Genomic DNA, 19,481 nt, shown 5'->3' with positions numbered 1-19,481 from the left:
TAAGACGGCACCATTATTCACTTTGCCCGCTTTCAATGTTGGCTCTTATATTTGAGAGTATTTAGTATTTTGGATAATCGTTTTACACGGCTTTTCCTACTTGTAACATGCAAAAGGTTTTGGTTGTTTCAATGTAAAAGGGGTTGAGAGAATCTCAGCTTATTTATCGGCTCTCATTCAATATACAAAACCATTGACTATGATCATAAATCAGTCTGTTCTCTAACATTATGACTGTTATCTTTACTTAAATAAAAGGTTAAGTTGGGGACATCATTTTCTTGTTTCTCAATGCTGCAATAGTTTTTAGCTCTTTGAGAACGTTTTATTCAGAGATGTTCCTTTTCTAATTGTTTTTTTATCCATTCGTTAATTGCATTGGTGATGTATAAGAAAATGATTTTGATTAATTTATTAGAGAGAATGAAATGCGTAAATTTTATGATATGCGGGGACTCATTTGAGTTGTATAATGATCAATCATTTTTATAAACCCATGTATGGTATGTGATGAGGGCATTCATAAACACTGTTGACAGATGAGGATTGAAACAAAGGGAAACATTTTTCTAAAATAATGGACAATAAGCACTTCTTGCTTTATGACCAGTCATAATGAATGATTTTTCTTTTAATAAGGGGAATTTATGACCCAATATCCCAAATGTCCTCGTTGTGATTGTCTTTATACTTATGAAGATGGTGAAAATTTTGTGTGTCCTGAATGCGCACATGAATGGCCACAAAAAAACGATGATACGGTTCTTGTCAATACTGTTTATGATGCCAATAGTCAGATTTTAACAAACGGAGATACCGTTATGGTGATAAAAGATCTGAAAGTAAAAGGCGCTTCATCTGTTTTAAAAGCGGGGACGAAGGTAAAGAATATTCGCTTGGTGGATGGGGATCATAATATCGATTGCAAAATTCCAGGGATTGGTCAGATGAGTTTAAAGTCGGAGTTTGTGAAAAAAGTTTAGGCATTTATTTTCTTGCAATTGTTTTTGCATTTCATTGGTTTCCTATTTTTACATTCTTCTCTAATTGGGCATATTTTTCTCCAATGGGCTTCTTTTCTTGTTTCATAGATTACACCAATCAGATAGAAGCAATATGTTTTCCTTTATTGCAAAGCCATGTATCGCAGAGAAATAGCGACTCTTTCTTTTCTTTTAATATGCGGTTATGAGGGGACTGGATATTGACTCACAAGCAACAATAAAAGTATGCGCTTTATGAGAAGAACAACGCCGTAAAGTAGACAAACTTATTCCTGCTGAATTGAAAAAATATTCTTTCTTTTTATCAGATAATTTCTCAAACAACCATAATAGATCTGGCTTCGATGTATTTATTTTTTATGGGTAGTTACACCTTTTTCGTCATATTTATGGAAATGAGATTGAAAATGATAGGGGGGGAATTCTTGATTTTAAGAATGGAAAAAGGACGCTATGATCTTGACAAGGTCGTACAGTCATTCATTTTCCAGCTCTTAGTTCTGCAACAGTCTCTTATAAAAGTGTGCATAAGCGCTATTAAAAATAGTTTTTGTTATTATCCAGTTTGTGCTGTGTAAGCGGACGATTTTTATTGGTGCAACATAAACAGAATTGAAATAAGAAGAATGTCAGAATTCTCATTCAAGTTGCAAAATGTGATCTTTGTCAACTTGCTGCTACAACATATTGATTTATAATAATAAATTAGCATTATTCATATTGAATTAGAACCCCGAATAACGTGGGATTCTCTCATTTCAAATCTGTTCCATGTTAAATCAATTAAAATCACTTGCTTGCATACCACAAGCGGGGCTGGCGTGTGGGTAAAAACTGTACAAGAAAGGATTAAAAATGACTCTTATGAATCGTCTTAAGTGCCAAGGGCTATTGAATCGTCTTAAGTGCCAAGGGCTATCGCAACATTGGGGGCTGGCAGATATGATGATGGTGCCGGCTTGCTACAAGAAGTATTTTGCGTGATTTGTCGTTTGGAGAGCTGAGAAAGATGAAGCAAATGGGCACTCTATCTTGCAATGTTTTCTTTTTTTGGGGGCTTTTTTGTAACGAGGTCGTGTTTTCTTGATTAAAATTGCATGACAAGATTATGAGATAAAATAAATTTAAAATGTACGCTCATGCGTTGTACTTCTGTGTACGTAAATTGGTTTGTTGAAACAACGTATGTTTCCTAAAGGGAGCTTTGAAAGCTTTTTAAGGTATATGTGGAGGTGAAAGGTGGGTGAAGGTATCATTATTGGACAGATTTTTTTTAACAGTACTCTATTTTTATGGCTGCATAGCTTACTTCTAAAATTTCAGGAATAAAATGACGTAAGATCTTTACATTCCATGTTTGAGCGCTGTTGAAGAGGGGCAATCGGTGTGGTTATTTTACCTATTGAGGTCAATATTTATTGTGATTTATTGTGGCATGGCTTCAACGCCTAAAACTTCAGGGATAAAATGACGTAAAAGATTTTCAATACCATGTTTGAGAGTTGCTGTTGAAGAGGGACATCCAGCGCAGGAGCCGCGCATATTGAGATAAACAATACCATTTTCAAATCCGCGAAAAGTAATATCTCCACCATCATTGGCAACTGCGGGGCGGATACGCGTTTCAAGGAGCTCTTTAATGGTTAAGACAATATCAGTATCTTTTTCGTCATAAAATTCTTCGTTAAGGGCATGGGTTTGTGCTTGTGTTGTAGCGTTGGTGGTGATCACTGGCTCATTGGATAGAAAATGTTCCATAATTGTGCCTAAAATGACGGGCTTGAGATGTTGCCATTCTCCTTCTTTTTTGCTTACGGTGATAAAATCATAGCCTAAAAAAACACCATTGATATTGGGAATATTAAACAGTTTAGCCGCCAAAGGTGAGTTTTTAGCTGCTTCTTCACGGTCACGAAATTCTAATACGCCCTCAGAAAGAACCACGCGTCCTGGCAAGAATTTAAGAGTTGCAGGGTTTGGGGTGGTTTCAGTTTGAATAAACATAGATTCTCCTTTTATAATGAAGGCTTGGGAAGATCTTACGTTGTAGAATATTATATTTTTTAGGCAATAGATCTAATATCTTCATCGGCAAGATTGCTAGGAATAACAATGACAGGGATTGAAAAAGCTGTTCCTTTATTCCCGATTAATTGAACAAGGGGTCCTGGTCCTTCTGTATGTCCACTGGCTGCTAAAACAATTAGTGCAATCCTTTTATCTTCGTCGACCAGTTTGGAAATCTCATCAATTTTTTTTCCTTCACGCACTACTATTTCTGTTTCAAGCGCATGGGTGGTGCGGACTTCACTGGCAATGTCTCCTAATATTTTATGAGCACTTTGCTTTGATTCTGTACGCATAACGTTGTTTACACCCAGAAAATGTTGAAATTCTACACTATCAACGACACAAAGTAATACCAATGTTCTACTGGTATTTTGGGCATGCTGTGCGGCAAACGCAACGGCACGCCGACACTCTGGTGTTTCATCGATAATAACTAAGTTTTTTTTCTTTGGTTCTTTTTTCGGATTTTGGGGTTTGGAAATCATGCACTTTCTCTATTTTGTACAAACGATTTTTTTGCTCTCTACAGTTTTTAGTTTTATTATTTTTATGTATTGTGCAAAAATCCAATAATTTCACGAATTTTTTTCATATTTTCTTCTGCGAGCATACTAGCACGTTTAGCGCCATCATGCAAAACAGAGTCGATATAACCGCTTTCTTGATGAAGGCGACGTAATTCTTCTGTTATAGGGGCAAGCTTATGGACAACAAGGTCGGCTAGAGCTGTTTTAAAATGGGAAAATTGTTGACCAGAAAATTCTAAAAGAATCTTTTCTTTGCTAACTTTGGCAAAGGCGGCATAAATACCAAGCAGGTTATCTACTTCTGGTCGTTCTTTTAAAGCGGCAAGGGTATCGGGAAGTGGAGCTGAATCCGTTTTGGCTTTGCGTATTTTTTTTGCGATAAGATCAGCGTCATCGGTCAAATTAATGCGTGAAAAATCTGAAGGATCTGATTTTGACATTTTTTTTGTCCCATCGCGCAAAGACATAACGCGTGTGGCTGTTGTTCCAATAAGCGCCTCTGGGAGGGGAAAAAAGCCTTGTCTTTTTTCTTCATCTGTTTGCATAGAGATACCAAAATTTAATTCGGCAATACGCTGTGCATAGTCGTTGTTAAATTTTTGTGCAATATCGCGTGTGAGTTCAACATGCTGTTTTTGATCTTCGCCTACTGGAACATGCGTTGCTCGATAGACTAAAATATCAGCAGCCATCAAAGTGGGATAGGCAAAAAGCCCGATGGATGCTTTTTCGCGATCTTTTCCCGCTTTATCTTTAAATTGTGTCATGCGTTGAAGCCAGCCGATACGGGCAACACAATTAAAAATCCAGGCGAGTTCAGCATGTTGAAAAACACGTGATTGGTTAAAAATAATGTGTTTTTGAGGATCGATACCGGCGGCTAAAAAAGCTGCTGTCACTGTTCTGGTGGATTCGCGTAAAGTAAGGGGATCTGGGTTGACTGTGAGCGCATGCATATCCACAACACAATAGAGGCAGTGATGAGAGTTTTGCAGTTCAACCCAACGCTGAATGGCTCCAAGATAATTGCCAAGATGTAAATGACCACTCGGTTGTACGCCGGAAAAGACAAGTGGTGTGAAGGTATCCATAGGAGTGCTCTTTCTTCAATTAAGGTTATTCATTTTATTGTTTTTGACAAAGTATAGATATTATGAGCGTTTTTTCAAATTTTTAAGCGTGTGAAAAAAGGAACGGGTGTTGAATAAAAAATAGGCACTAAAATAGATCAAAAATATGCCAATCATGATCCCAGCTAAGGTGATCGCGCGCAAGAAAAATGATGCTTGTGAGGATAAAGGAAAAGACAAAAAAACAAACACATTCAATCCGTAATAGAGGGCTAGTGCACTCAAAAGAGTTGCCATCATGAGACATAATATTCGCTTTATCAGTTGGAAGTCGTATTTCCAATAACCGCGTTTGATAAGGACACTCCACAGCAAAAGGGTGTTGGCCCATCCAGAGGTAATTTCAGCAATAACAATGCCTCGTGCAGATAGAATAGGAAATAATGTTAAGGCGAGACTGATATTGATGAAAACGCAAATACCTGTAAAAATCATCGGTGTTTTGGTATCTTCATGGGCAAAAAAATTAGGAATAAAGACCTTAATAAGAACAAAAGCTGGAAGTCCTAGTCCATAAAGCTCCAATAATTGTGCAACATGGTGTGTTGATTGACTGGTAAATTGTCCTCGTTCAAAGAGCAAACTGACAATGGGAGTGGAGAGCAGCAAAAAAGCGATGGATGCTGGAAGTGTTAACAACAATGTTAATTCAATAGAGCGATTTTGTAAATGGTGGGTTTCTTTATGCTTTTTGCTCCGCAAAGCACGTGTTAACTCTGGTAAAAGAACGGTTGCAACGGCAATGGCGATTACGCCTAAAGGCAATTGATAAAGACGATCAGCATACATCAAAGAAGAGACAGCACCCGATTGACTAGAAGCAATGTTGGTATTAATAAGCAAATTAATTTGCGTGATGCCACCTGTGATGGCTGCTGGGAATGCTAAAGTTAATAGCTTACGAACATTAGGACTTAAATGGGGCTGGCGGAAGGAAATTTTCATTCCACTTTGACGCAAAGCAAGGGCAATTAAGGTGAGCTGAAGAAGCCCTGCTGCCAATACACCCCAAGAGAGATTTAAGCCAATATGCCAAGCGTCAAGTTTATAGATCCAAGCATAGGCAAGCACACCAATCAAAATAATGTTTAAAAAGAGTGGGGCAATGGCGGCAATAAAATAGCGTCGCAGCGCATTAAGCATGCCCCCCATCATGGCAGCAAGCGACATGCAGGTTAAATAGGGAAACATGATTGCAGTAAAGTGAATTGTAGCGTTAAATTTTGTTGCATCTTCGGTAAAACCTGGGGCAATAATGGTTTGTACCAAAAAAGGCATACTCAGTTCCATCGCAATCGTTAACAGTAAGAGCAGCGAAAAGAGAACGCCAAAGACTTCTTCTGCAAATTTGCATGCCGTTTCGTGACCTTCTTCAGTGATTTTTTTTGCAAAAAGAGGAATGAAAGCAGCGTTAAAGGCACCTTCAGCAAAAAAACGACGAAATGTGTTGGGAAAACGAAAAGCAGCGTTAAAGGCATCAGAAACAGGACCTGTCCCTAGGGCTGCGGCCATAAGCATTTCGCGTACGAAGCCAAAAATACGGCTCATGAGGGTTCCGGAAGCAACTGTTGCAATTTTTTTAATCAATGTCATAAAGATATATCAGCTTTGTTGTAAAAGAGAAGCGATGACAGGAGAAATAAAGCGTTTTAAATCGTAAAAATCTGATCTCTATCCTAATCAAGGATACTTTTTGAAAGCGTTTTACGACGGTGTTTATCTTTCTGTCAACAATGGTGCTTGAAGACTTTTTTATGCTCCTTGTTTACTGTTGCATTAAAATTTTTATTGTTGCCATAAAATAATTAAAATTTCTTTTTCAAACTGAAATATGCGAGTGATATTATAACAGTTTGAAGGGATATGTAGGGATATATAATGATAATTTCTCTTTATGGTGTGATGTCGTGAATAGTGCAACCCAATACCGTTCTGTTTTATGTGAGGGGTGTGACCCTATTAAAGAACGCAAATAAAATAAAAGCGTGGAGCAATACGCAATTTCCATTATTTATTCATTATTAAAAAAACAGCGCTTTAGATGTTTTAAAAAGTCGTAAGGCTGAGCTAAAAGGTGATGGTAAAGCTGGTGATTTATTTTTATCTTTACGGCTTTATATTCTCCCCAAATTTGGCTGCCTTTTCGTTTTAGAGATTACATAAACAAGAGGATAGGAAGACATGATCTTTCAACAGCATTTTTCCTGTTCAGGTTTCTTTTCACAGTTGATGAGGATAAAATCTGAGGAAATAAGATCAATTTGTTCTCTCATGGTTTCCATTCTCGTTGAGGTGCAATTGATTTGCCGATGAAGGCAGAGGGGGGTAAAGGCTATCATTTTTACCAGAGGGGGCAAAAAAGTTAAAGTTTATAAACCTTTTAGATATTCATTGCCATTTCTTTTGTGTGCTCCGTTTTGTGAGGTTGAATATTTTCTTGTCTTTTTGGACTCTGATTGACGATTTCTGTCATTTTTTGCACTTTAATTGCTTCTTTATCAAGGGTGTTGGAACATTTTTTTTCATTATTTTTCTTTATAGATTGATGCTGGATAGATTGATACTGGTTTGGTGCTAAGCGCTCATCGAATTTATGGTTATAAAAATACATGGGTTGTATATGCGGTTCTATCTCTTTTATCTGCTTGACTATTTCCATAATCTCTTTTGCTTTGATGGTTGATGTGCCAAGACTCTTCGCAAGTCTTTCAGGATTATTTTCTTTTATAACTTCATGCTCATTTGAAGATAAGCGCTCATTGATTTTTTTGATATAAGTCCTTATCTCTCCCCTTAATTCAGGAGAGTTTGATAAAGTTTCTTGCTGTTGTGCTTTTGACAAGGAAAGGAGATTTTTCATCCAAGCCTTAGGCATTTCTACCGACTGTTCACACCGCCTTTGTTTTACATGATGGGTATGGAGAATGTCTCTTTCTGTTTGTTTAGAAATATTGATATAACGATCAATGGCTCTACAGAGGGGCAAAATATTTTCTTCAGCATGGGCGCGCGCGTTGTTTTTGATGCCAAATACATTGCTACCAGAAAGCTTAGAAATCGATTGGGGAGAGGTGGTAATTTGATAGGTGAGTTGTTCTCCTTCAGTATGATTTTCATGGATCATCTCAATTCTTTCCCGCAAAATATGACGATTGCCATAAATGATTTGGCACAAAGTTTCTATTTCTTTTCTTCTTGCTTGAATGGATGCGTTGTTTTTTATCCTTGTGGCAATTTCATTGTTGGTAAGGGGGGCTATTGTTTGTGCGGGGATAAGCACTTCTTGCTGGTTTTGAATTTTTGGTGCTTTAAAGGAGAGGGCGTCACCGATTTTTAATGTCTGTATTTGCTCTGGGGTGAGATCTTTTTTATTTCCCAAGATGAAAATTCCGTTAGCATCAAGCATAAAGCCATTGGGTCCACTGCCTCTGTAAAAGCCTTTATAGGTATGACCTTCTTTTGCTGTTATAATAAGATAATGATGAATACTCTCAAGCCCGATATGTTTCATGCTGTCCATGAATTCTTTTAAAATAAGTGTTTTTTCTGGATTTGAAATATCTTCAAGCAGATGTTTCATTTCTTCTTTATCGTTATGTTTTAGCGATGCAATGCTGGCAAGATTCATACGTTTTTCTGTTACAAGAGAAAAGTCGAGTGTGTGGCCAGCAACTTGCCCAAGTTTTTCAAAAAACATTCGTTGCGTGCGTCCATTGCCTTCTCTGAAAGGATGTGTATAGTTGAGCTGTATCAACATTTCAGTGACATGTTCAACAAATGTTTCGCGGGTTAAGCCTTTTAAACTATTCGTTTCTGCAAGTATTTTATCTAAATTTTCTAGACCCTCCTGTATCTGTTTTGCTGAGGCAAAAGAAATACCAGCTTTTTTCATCATTGGCATATAAGCAACGGTACCATCTTCAAATGTAAATGGTTTTTCGCGTGTTTGTCCGGCCCATTCAAAAGTATTTTTAAATAGGGTGTGATGAATATATTGGAGATATGTGGAGGTTAGTTTTTGTGGTGGCGCTTCTTGGCGCAGATGAATGATTGCTTTTGTTGTATCATGGGCACATTGCACTTTTAATTTTCCATAGTCTTTTATTCCATATTTATTCTTTAAGGTGATACTATTGGGATAAAAGAAATTACGATGTATTGTCTTATTTTCTTCGGTTTCAGGCAGTGATGATAGTTTCTCCTGTAAGGTGAGAGGGACGGTGTCCGTTTTTCTTGTACCAGTATCCCAGTATGCCATTGATTTTTTTTGGGGTTGTTTTGTTCTTTCTTGATGATCAGAGCGTGTTTCCTTTGTCATTTTGACAGATATTGGATTATTTGTCGCTGTATTACTGCTCTGTAAAATGTTTTTTTGAAAATCTTTTTGCATTTGCCTCATAGCGGAAGCCGATTGAGCAATTGGTTGTGCCATTTGTTCTTTTTCTTGTTCTTGCAAACTTTGGGGCATAACTTCAACGCTGTCATGTAAAGCATGAGGGACAATCCACGGTGAAAAATGGGCTTGTTCTTTTTTCTTTGTTTGAATGGATGCGTTGTCTTTGCTCTTTTCAGTTATTTCATCGTTTTTAAGAGTGGCTCTTTTTTCTTCTGGAAGCAATGTTTTTTGCTGGTTTTTTTCTGGGTTTTGAACTTTTTGTGCTGTAAAGGAGAGGGCATCACCGATTTTTAATGTCTGTATTTGCTCTGGGGTGAGATCTTTTTTATTTCCCAAGATGAAAATCCCGTTGGCATCAAGCATGAAGCCATTGGGTCCACTGCCTCTATAGGTACCATGATAGGTTTCTCCTTCTTTTGCAACGACAGCGAGATGATAATTTTTTTCATCCAATCCAAGCTCTCTCATAGAGTTGGTGAATTCTCGTAAGAGGAGCAATTTTTCTGGATTTGAGATATCTTCAAGCAGATGCTTCATAGGCTCTGGGTTGCCATGTTCCATGGCAGCGGCGCGGACAAAGTCTTTACGTTTTTTGCTCACAAGAGAAAAATCTAGCTCATGTCCTGCTGCTTGAGAGAGTTTTTCAACAAACAGTCTCTTTGTGCGCCTATTGCCCTCTCTGAAAGGATGCAAGTGGTGCAAATCTATCATTATACTAGCTGCTTGTTCAACGAATTCTTCGCGCGTTAAGCCTTGTAAATTATTCTTTTCAGCAAGCGTTTTATCTAACTTTTCTAGTCCCTCCTGTATTTTTCTGCCAATCGCAAAAGGTTTTGTAAATTCTTTTCTTTTCAAAATGGGCATAGAAGCAACAGTGCCATCTTCAAATGTAAAAGGCTCTTCGCGTGTTTGTCCGGCCCATTCAAATGCACGGGAAAAGAGGCCTTGATGAAGGTATTTTAGATAAGAGGCATTAAACTGCTCTGGTAGAGGTTCTTGGTGCAGTTTTATCATTTCTTTTTTTACATCATTAGAACAGCATTCTTTTAATATTTCTTTATCTTTGATGCGGTATTTATTTTTAAGCACTTTGCTATTGGGGTAGAAAAAATTTTGCGCTTCTTCATTGATTTGCTTTGAAATGGCTGCATTAATTACAGAGTGTTGTTCTTGCAATTCTTCCTGTGTAGAGGAGGCACAATGTTCTGTGTTTTCTTTCATGCATATTTCCTTTCAAATGGTAACATTATTTTTTGATTTTTTTTGTTTACATTTTTTGCCTTATGTTATTTTCATAGTGTTTTCTTCAAAGAAGAATGCCTATTTGAATGATTGAAAAAATTGACCTTATTCGCATGGAACAAAGTTAAAGTTTGTAATTTTTATAAAGTATTATCGTGAAATTTTATCAATGAATTCTGTAAAATAATGGGGTGTCTTATTCAAAATTTTCTGTATTTCATACACCGTCTTTGGTGCAATCTTGGCAAGATAATTGCACCAAAGTTTTGGATGAAAAGCCAACGATGATTAGACTGTCACGACAAAGCCATTGCTTTTGATGTTTCGGCTCTGTGCGGTCGAACATGCGGCTGGTCTTCCTGTCTAGAAGTTTCTGCAACTTCTTGATGCCGCTTTGCTGTTGAGCGTTCAGGCAGCTTTGGGGGCTGCGATAAGCTTTGCTGCTGTTGCAACTTTTTATCGAGATCGGTAGGTGGTTGATGACGTTTTTGTTGTTCTTCCTGATGGTTTTGCACAATGCCTTCTCTTAACTGTTTTACAGTTTCAGCATAATCCTTAATGGCGGTACAAAGAGTAGGAAGATTTTCTTCAGCAGCTTTGCGTGCTCCATTTTTTATGCCAAGGACTTGTCTACCAGCAAGCGGAGAAACAGATGTACAATCCTTTTCAATTTGAAATACAAGCTCTTCTCCCATCTCTGGAATTTTTTGCATATCTTCTATTCTATATTGCAAAATAAATGGATCCTTATAAACAATTTGGCACCAATATTGGATCTCTCTTTGACCATATTGAACCGATGGATCTTTTTGAACTCTGCGGGCAATTTCCTCATTTGAGAGAGGCTGTATTTTCTTTTCTGAATTGAGCGGATTTTGTAAATGTTGATTTGTTAGCTCTTCCTCTTGTGCTTGTCGCTGATGTTGTTGTTCCGTGTGAGAACCTTGTAAAATATTTTCACTTTTTGTATATTTTGAAGTATACACATAACCGTTAATGGCAGCACATAGGGTGGGAAGAGCTTCTTCAGCTTGTTTGCGCGCATGATTTTTTATGCCAAGAACTTTTCTACCAGCAAGCTTAGAAATAGACTTAGGCTGTTCTGTAACATCCCATAAGAGTTGTTCTCCCATATCGGGGTTTTCTTTGATTTCTGCTATTTTTTCTTCTAAAATAAGTCGGTCGCCATAAACCTTTTTGCACAAAAATCGTATCTCTTCTTGATATGCTACGAGCAATAGCTCTCTTTCCATTGTATTAATAGATGGTTTTTGTTCGTGAGACGGTTTTGGTTGTTCAATTGCTGTGTGTGGAGAGGCAGGCTTTTGGACGACAGTATCGCTTTGTTTTCTGTTTTCTATACGGTGCGGTTTTCTTGAAGGCGGGACGGCATATGTTCCACTGTCTTGTGATGATGAACTGCTTTGCTGCCTGACTTTCATATGTGATAGTGTTTTGGGTCTAACACTTGGTTCGTGTGTTTCAGGATTTTGGATTTTTGTGCCATTTTGTACTCTTTCTCTCATGCGTGGGGGAAGGGGCGGAGCAGGCGTTGCATAGAGATGTTCTCCCTCTTGAGCTGTTGTTTTGTTTTGTTGCTTATCTTTTGCGCGTGGAGGTCTTTGTGGAGCTGCTTTTGTGTGCGGAGAGGAGTGTTCTTGGATTTTTGAGTTGAGGATTTTTGCGTCGGCTTGTGTTTTTTCTCTCATGCGTGGAGGAGGGGGCGGAGTCACTTTTGTCTGTAGGGGGGGGGACTCTTGAACTGTCGGTTTATGTTGTTGTCTCTCTTTTGCACGTGGAGGTCTTTGTGGAGCTGCTTTTGTGTGCGGAGAGGAGTTTTCTTGGATTTTTGAGTTGTAGATTGTTGTGCCGGTTTGTGTTTTTTCTCTCATGCGTGGAGGAGGGGGTGGAGCCACTTTTGTCTGTAGGAAGGGGGACTCTTGAACTGTTTGTTTATGTTGTTGCCTCTCTTTTGCACGCGGAGGTTTTGGTGGAGCTGCTTTTTTTTGTGGGGGAGGCGTCTCTTGGTTTTTGGCGTTAGGAGACATTGTGTTGGTTTGCACTGAGCTTTTCATACGAGGGGGTGGTGGTGGAGCAACTTTTGGGTGGGGGGATAAATTTTCTGGGCGTTTTTCTACAGTTGCTTTTGGCAAACTTTGAGAAACTTGGGAAGGAGGGGTTCTGGTAGGGGATTGTTCAGCCTGTTGTTGAAATTTTTCCATCATTTCGGTGATAAAAGGGGAGGGATTTCTTTTTTTCATACATGTTCCTTTCAAACTCTTCCAATATTGTTTTTAAATACTATTTAAAAATGTACGTTGGTTTTTATTCTGTTTTATGCTTTTTCATTTGCTTTTATGAGAGAGGATATGAAACTGAATGGTCTCGCACGATTTGACTCTTATGGTTCAGATCATAATCATTCTCTAAAGATTATTTTCTCAGTGTTTGGGTTAAGGGACAGAAAAATAAATTTTGTTTCAATTTTTCTCTCTTTCTTGGCGCAAATACCTCTTTCCTGTGTTGCGCCAAGACGTTAGATTCAACGTGAAAACTTATGTCTGTTTAGCTGGCAAAAGCCATCGCTTTTGGGGCGGCAGTTTTGCGAGGACGAACATCTGTTTCTCTTTGTTGAGTAGAGGTTGTTGCTCCTTCATGCGTTACTGTTGAAAGCTCAACGCGTTGAGCAGACTGTGAGACGCTTTGTTGTTGATGCAAATTTTGCGCTCTGTCAGAAGGTGCTTCATTGTGTTCTTGTTTTGCCTGCTGAGTTTTTGAAAGGCTCTCTCTTACTTGTGTTACAGCTGTTGCATAATTGTCAGCGGCGTCAATGAGGTGAGAAAGACCCGTTTCAGCATGTCTGCGTGCTTTATTTTTAAAGCCACAAAAGTTATGACCAGCGTACTTGTGAAAAGATTGAGGATTTCCGACAAGTTGCTGTGCGAGTGCTTCTATTGTTTCAGGGTTTTGGAAAAGCTCTTCTGTTTGTGATTGCAAAATGTTTTCGTTCCCAAAAACAACTTTACACCAATATTGGATTTGGGCGAGGTGTCTTTTGACTTTTGAATGTTGTTGAATTTGGGTAGAAATTTCTGTCTCTGAAAGAGTTTCTTTTTCACGATGATTTGGTTTTTGCAGAAGTTTAGCGACGGCTTCCTTCCCCATGAAGCGTTCATAGTTTTTGAGTTCTTGCTCTGGAGATTGTACGAGGCTCTCTCTTGCCTGTTTTACAGCTTCTGTATAACAATCAACAGTGACACTGAGAGCGGAATAACTCTCTTCCGCTTGTCTACGTGCTCGATTTTTAAAGCCCAACATGCTGGTGCCGGAAAGTTTAGCAAGACTTTCAGGATATGCTGCCATGCGCCATGAGAGCTCCTCTCCTGCAGCAGGATTTTTTTGAATTTCCTGCATTTTTTCTTGCAAAATATTTGGATTGCCATAGGCTTTTGCGGATAAATGTTGGATTTCCTCTCGATATGTTTTAACCAATGAATGGTGTGGAAGAAATAGAATGATTTCTTCCTCTGAGAGAACTCTTGTTGTCCTTTGGGTAATTTGTGAAGTAACTGTTGAGTGTGTCGTTTCAGGTTTTTGCTGCCTTTTGGTAGAGCCGCCTCTTGTTAACGAGGCTGTTCGATTTGTTGATGCATGTACAGTTTCTTCTCTTAAAAGAGATTGTCTTTCCTCATCTTCTTCCGGTATGGATGATAGTCTTTTGCTTTTTGAAGGTGTTTCTTTAGGAAGGGGGGCTGCGCCTGAGACTTCTGCCGCCGCTTGTTCATAGAGCTTTATAAGTTCTTGTATTGAAGAGGATGGAAAAGGATGAGGGTGTTTTTTTTTCATGCATGTTTCCTTTCAAAAATTGTTTTAGAAAACCTCTTTGGTGCATTCTTGCCTTTTATGCTTGGATCGCTTTGAGACAAAAGAAATATCGAGCTGAATGAGCTTCCAAAGATCTGCGCTATTTGCAATCAGCTTAATGGACATTTGTGTCTTTTATACAGTTTTTTTGTGAAATATTATCAATAAGTTATCAATAGTTATCGTGAATTACAGGCACCATTTTTAGGACTATTTTTTGTAACATTCTAAAACAATTCTTGGCGCAATCGCGATGAAACGATTTGCGCCAAGAAACTCACTGAAAAAAAGATTACATGAAAAACAAAAACTATCTGTTTTTATGTTTATGCCCCCTTACATGGCAAAAGCCATTCCTTTTTCTCCTTGTCTTTGTCTTTGAGGGCTGTGCTCTGAACTATTTTGTTCTTGTCCTCTTGCGTGATGACGATGATGATGATGGTGTCTCTCAACTTGCTGAGAATTTTCTTGACGGCGTCTTTGTTCCGCTAGAGGGGTTTGCGATAGCCTCTCTGTGGCTCTTTCTACAGCCTTTGTATAATCATCAATGGCGTCAACAAGCGATTTAAAACCCTCTTCAGCTTCTTTGCGTGTTTGACTTTTTAGTCCAAGTGCGGTACGGCCCGCAAGCTTATGTATAGACTCAGGATCTTCAGCAAGTTGATCTGAAAGCTCTTTTCCTTTATTGGGATCTGTAAGTATGCTTTGCAAATGTTTTTGGAAAATTGTATCATTGCCATAAACAATTTTACTCCAATGTATGACCTCTTCTGCACGTGCTTGGACCTGTGGATTTTTTAAAAGCATTACACTCTTTTGATCAGTTGTGAGAGAAGGTGAAGATGATCTTCCTTTTTGTTGTGGAGAAACCTCTGTATAGTCAGTTTCAGGATTTTCTGTCCTTTGATGTTTACCTCTTGAAGGAGAAATACTGCTAACGGATGCGTATGTAACCTCAGCTTCGCGTTTTGGGGGAGCAACCTCTGTGTAATCGGTTTCAGGATTTTCTCTTCCCCGATCAGGATGTCTCCCTCTTGAAGGAGAAACACTGCTAACGGATGCGTATAGAACTTCCTCTTCTGGGGTTGGTCCGCGCTGGTTTCCTCTAGTTGGTTTATTAATTTTTGCATAGAGGGCTTCTGGATTTGCAGAAGGATGTGGATGATGTTTTTTCATACATATTTCCTTTCAATATTTTTAGAAAACCTCTTTGGTGCATTCCCCACTTTTAGTTTTGATAACTTTGATATAAAGGAAGATATCCAACCGAATGACCTCCAAAGATTTTGCGCTATTCATATTGATATGTAATGAACATTTATGTCTTTTATACAGTTTTTTTATGAAATATTATCAATAAGTTATAATAAATTACAGAATCCATTTTTAGGACTATTTTTTGTAATATTTTAAAACAATTCTTGGTGCAATCACGATAAAATGATTTGCACCAAGAAACTCACTGAAAAAAAGATTACATGAAAAACAAAAACTATCTGTTTTTATGTTTATGCTCCCCTTACATGGCAAAAGCCATTCCTTTTTCTTCATGTCTTTGTTGTTGTGGGCTGGGCTCTGGACTATTTTGTTCTTGTCCTCTTGCATGACGATGATGATGGTGGTAATGTCTGTCTTCTGTATCTCTTTCTGGACTTTCTTGTCTTTGACCTCTTTCTCTTTCATGCTCCCGTGTAAACTTTTTATGGAGCTTTTGTGTATTATGTATATGTCTCTCAAGAGCTGAGCAAAGAGGACGAAAACCATCTTCAGCTTCTCTGCGGCTTAGAGATTTTACACCAAGTATTTTGTGACCTGCAAGCTTACCAGCGCTTTCAGGATTTTCTGCAAGGCTCCATAAGACTTTTTCTGCATTTTGAGGGTCGTCAAGAATCTTAGCCAGTTGTTGATTCAAAGCATGTTCGTTACCATAAACAACTCTGCACCATTCTTGCGTTTCTCTTACACCATATTGAAAGTCTACGCTTGTTAAAAGCTTTGTTGTAACCACATCTTTTGGGGTTCTGGGAGGGGAGATTCTGCCTCCGCCAACGCCTTGATAGATGGGATTTTCTAGTTGTTCAGATTCTTGCCCGCCTTCAGCTCCCATGCCAACCGTTGCATAGACGGATTCGAGTGGTCTTTGGGGAGAGTGCCTACCATTTTCACCAACTTCAAGCTCTGCATAGAGATGTTCTGGTTCTTGGGGATGTCGTCCACCCTGTGCACCTTCACCAACTGTGTCGTAGGGTGTTTGCCAACCTTGTGCTGCCAAATCCGTTATTGAATAGGGGTTTACGAGTTTGGCGGTGCGTCGCCCATCACTTGGTCTTTCACCAAGTCTATCATAGGGATTTCCTAGTGGCTTTTGGGGAGCATAGGCCGTTTCTGATGGTTGTTGAAGTGTATATTGAGGTGAGGTGCGCTGTTCTTTGGGTGGCTTATTAACCCTTGCGTAGAGGTCTCCTACATTAGAAGCTCCTAGGTTTTGTTGGTCAAGTGGCTTTTTGGGAGCATAAACCGTTTCTGGTGGTTGTTGAAGTGTATATTGAGGTGAGGTGCGCTGTTCTTTAGGTGGTTTATTAACCTTTGCGTAGAGGTCTTCTACATTAGAAGCTTCTAGGTTTTGTTGGTCAATTTGTTGTCTTAGTTCCTCTACATTGGTAGAAGGGCTTGGGTGACTTTTTTTCATGGCTGTTTCCTTTCAATATTTTTAGAAAACCTCTTTGGCGCATTTCCCACTTTTTGATATTTTTTAAGACAAAAGAAGAATATCAAACTGAATGGTCTCCAAAGACTTCGCGCTATCCATATTGATATGTAATGGACATTTATGTCTTTTATACAGTTTTTTTATGAAATATTATCAATAAGTTATAGTAGATTACAGGATTCATTTTTAGGACTATCTTTTGTAACATTTTAAAACAATTGGTGGGCGTAATGGAGATAAAATGATTGGTATAAAGAGTTCTGTTGGAAGGCAAAAGTTCACGCGTTTTTAGCCGGTAAGAGCCAGCGATGAGGAACGACTAACTTTCAAGCTGCGAGCTTGGCATTGTGCTTCTTGGGTGTTCTTTACAGTATTCGCAATTTCTTTTGCTTTGCTTTCCGATGTCCCAAGGAGGCAAGCTAGTCTGGTATAATCTTTTTCTTGTATGGCTTTACGATCTTCTGAGGATAGACGATTGTGTAGTTGTCGTGAAAAGGTATGGAGTTCTTGTCGCAGTGAACGAGAATGGAATAAAGCTTCCCTTTGTTGTTCTTCTGGTAAGGCAAAAAGGTTTTGTAAATTTTTTCCAGGTTTTTCGACAGTGTGGTTCAGGCGATTTTGTTCTCTTTGGTGTTGCTCTAGAATTGCATCTTTTGTTTGTTGTGTTATTGCGCCATAATTTTTAAGGGCTTGGCTGAGTTGTGGAACAGCCTGTTCGGCTTGTCTGCGATTTGAACTTTTCATGCCAAGTATTTTACTCCCAGCAAATTTAGAAATTGATTGAGGGTTTTGTAAAGTTTCATCGGCAAACTGATTTCCTAAGTTTGGAGCTGCCGTTATGATATCTAATGTTGTCTTTAAGGCCTGGGTTTTACCATAAACAGTCTTTGATAAATTTTCGATTTCTTTTCGGCTCCCTTCAACATAAGCGTCATTTGAAATCCTTGTGAATAACTCTTCATGGGTAAGAGGGGCTAAAGTTTCTTTTGGGATCAGTGTTTCTTTTAAGCTTTGAACATTGGTTTTTTGAAAGCAGAAGCGGGCACCGTTTTGTAATGTTTTGACGAGTTCTGGGGTGAGATCATCTTTGTGTCCGACGACGAAAGCCCCTTCTATTTCCATGACAAAACCTTCTGCTGAAAAACCTCTAAAGACGCCTTCATAGGTTACATCTTCCTTTGCTGCAACAACAACACGATCGTTAATTTCATCCAGTCCAGCGTTTCTCATTTGGGAGATGAATTCTTTTAAAACAAGGGATTTTTGCGGATGGGTGATATCTTCAAAAAGATCTTTCATTGGTTGGGGATTGCCATATTGCATGGCTTCAATACAAGCTACTGCCATACGTTCTTTTGTGATGAAAGAAAAGTCAATGGTATGCCCTGCTGCTTGTCCAAGTTTTTCCATAAACATTCGATTTACGCGCCCATTGCCTTTTCTAAAAGGATGTGCGTGCTCGAGCGCCATAAAAACTTCAGCGGCACTTTCAGCAAATTCTTGGCGCAATAAACCTTTTAAATTGTTCTTTTCATTAAGTGTTTTTTCGAGTTGTTTTAGTTCTTTTTGAATCTGCGGTCCAATAGCAAAAGGAATTTCATAGGCTTTGGGACGCATCGCCGGCATATGGGCAGTGGTGCCATCTTCAAATGTAAAGGATGTATCACGGGTTTTTCCAGCCCATTCAAAAGTTTTGTAGAAGAGGCTCCAGTGGATTAGTTTTAGATAGGAAGCATCAAATTTTTGTGGGGGTGGTTCATGGCGAAAATTGACGGCTGCTTTAGTGACATCATGGGTACTGCGTTGATACAGTTTTTTAGGGTCTTTGATGCCATATTTATTTTTGAGTGTTTTGGTTCCTTTATATAGATAATTTTGCTCTAACATGTAATCTCTCCTAAGTAGGTAGGGTGGTGGTTGATGAGCGTCTTAAACGCTGCATGTGAAAAATTCCCCTTCGCGTATTCTTTTGAGATTTTGGGTGTTATGAGAGGGAGTGTTTTTCCCTTCAGTGTATGGATGTTGTATCAATCGTTTTGTGATGCTTTTGAAAAGCTTTTCTGATGTTTCCTTTGTTTATTATCTTGTACTGTAAAATGCTGGTATTTAGGGCGCTGATATGAAGCCCATGAGTGGTCAGAAAATGGATTTTCTATAAAATTGACTCTGGGTAAAATCTTCGTTTTTTGAGGTGTAAGGAAGAGGTCAAAAAGAAAAATGTTGCTTAAAATTGTTGTTTTTTCCTTTAACAAAGTTGTTTGCAAGAGCGCTTTGATGAGGGGCGTGGATATAGCGGGTGTAATCGCTCTTGGTTAGTGGATGGTGCTGGTACTTTTCATACACAGCTCTCAGATTGGTGAATCTATGGGCAAAAGCAGTCATCAAAAATTTTTCTCCATTATATTTTTTTTATTGCTCCATATGAATATCTTGCCATACGAACATCTTTTTTGTGTATTTTTGCAACAAAATGTTTTTTACTTTGTGTTGTTGCTCTTATTGTATGCGCTGCTTTAAGATTTAAGACCCATAAGAGAA

At 38.6% G+C, this 19,481-nt stretch carries 11 protein-coding genes; 1 reads left to right on the top strand and 10 read right to left on the bottom strand.

Features of this window, described 5'->3' with window-relative positions; all coding sequences use genetic code 11:
- Nucleotides 1–647: 647 nt before the first annotated feature.
- On the top strand, nt 648–983 hold the full coding sequence (locus tag ACFIO5_RS05635) for a zinc ribbon domain-containing protein YjdM (protein WP_375634748.1): 336 nt from the start codon (nt 648–650) through the stop codon (nt 981–983).
- A gap of 1,446 nt (nt 984–2,429) precedes the next feature.
- Here the strand turns inward: ACFIO5_RS05635 and ACFIO5_RS05630 are convergent.
- From ACFIO5_RS05630 to ACFIO5_RS05585, 10 genes are all read right to left on the bottom strand, one after another.
- A complete protein-coding gene (locus ACFIO5_RS05630) occupies nt 2,430–3,008 on the bottom strand; it encodes a NifU family protein (protein ID WP_375705147.1) in 579 nt (192 codons plus the stop codon).
- 59 nt (nt 3,009–3,067) lie between these two features.
- On the bottom strand, nt 3,068–3,559 hold the full coding sequence (locus ACFIO5_RS05625; RefSeq protein ID WP_375618294.1) for a universal stress protein: 492 nt from the start codon (nt 3,557–3,559) through the stop codon (nt 3,068–3,070).
- Nucleotides 3,560–3,621: 62 nt separating this feature from the next.
- Nucleotides 3,622–4,692, bottom strand: a complete 1,071-nt coding sequence (gene trpS / locus ACFIO5_RS05620) for a tryptophan--tRNA ligase (RefSeq protein WP_375618293.1) — start codon at nt 4,690–4,692, stop codon at nt 3,622–3,624.
- A gap of 60 nt (nt 4,693–4,752) precedes the next feature.
- Complete coding sequence (gene murJ / locus ACFIO5_RS05615; RefSeq protein WP_375634385.1) at nt 4,753–6,324, bottom strand: murein biosynthesis integral membrane protein MurJ; 1,572 nt, start codon at nt 6,322–6,324, stop codon at nt 4,753–4,755.
- A gap of 787 nt (nt 6,325–7,111) precedes the next feature.
- Nucleotides 7,112–10,348 (bottom strand): BID domain-containing T4SS effector, encoded by a 3,237-nt coding sequence (locus ACFIO5_RS05610; RefSeq protein ID WP_375705146.1) that lies wholly within the window; start codon nt 10,346–10,348, stop codon nt 7,112–7,114.
- A gap of 317 nt (nt 10,349–10,665) precedes the next feature.
- Nucleotides 10,666–12,630: a BID domain-containing T4SS effector gene (locus ACFIO5_RS05605; protein ID WP_375636863.1), complete on the bottom strand. Its 1,965-nt coding sequence runs from the start codon at nt 12,628–12,630 to the stop codon at nt 10,666–10,668.
- A gap of 304 nt (nt 12,631–12,934) precedes the next feature.
- Nucleotides 12,935–14,215: a BID domain-containing T4SS effector gene (locus ACFIO5_RS05600; RefSeq protein ID WP_375636862.1), complete on the bottom strand. Its 1,281-nt coding sequence runs from the start codon at nt 14,213–14,215 to the stop codon at nt 12,935–12,937.
- 354 nt (nt 14,216–14,569) lie between these two features.
- Complete coding sequence (locus ACFIO5_RS05595; RefSeq protein WP_375676830.1) at nt 14,570–15,409, bottom strand: BID domain-containing T4SS effector; 840 nt, start codon at nt 15,407–15,409, stop codon at nt 14,570–14,572.
- 343 nt (nt 15,410–15,752) lie between these two features.
- The gene (locus ACFIO5_RS05590) at nt 15,753–16,922 is read right to left on the bottom strand and encodes a BID domain-containing T4SS effector (RefSeq protein WP_375676829.1); all 1,170 of its coding nucleotides are present in this window, start codon (nt 16,920–16,922) and stop codon (nt 15,753–15,755) included.
- Nucleotides 16,923–17,231: 309 nt separating this feature from the next.
- A complete protein-coding gene (locus ACFIO5_RS05585) occupies nt 17,232–18,830 on the bottom strand; it encodes a BID domain-containing T4SS effector (protein ID WP_375683519.1) in 1,599 nt (532 codons plus the stop codon).
- Nucleotides 18,831–19,481 lie beyond the last annotated feature (651 nt).

Source organism: Bartonella sp. AA86SXKL, from assembly GCF_042196885.1.
Note: the sequence above shows the minus strand (reverse complement) of the source record. Positions and strands in the feature narration are given on the sequence as shown.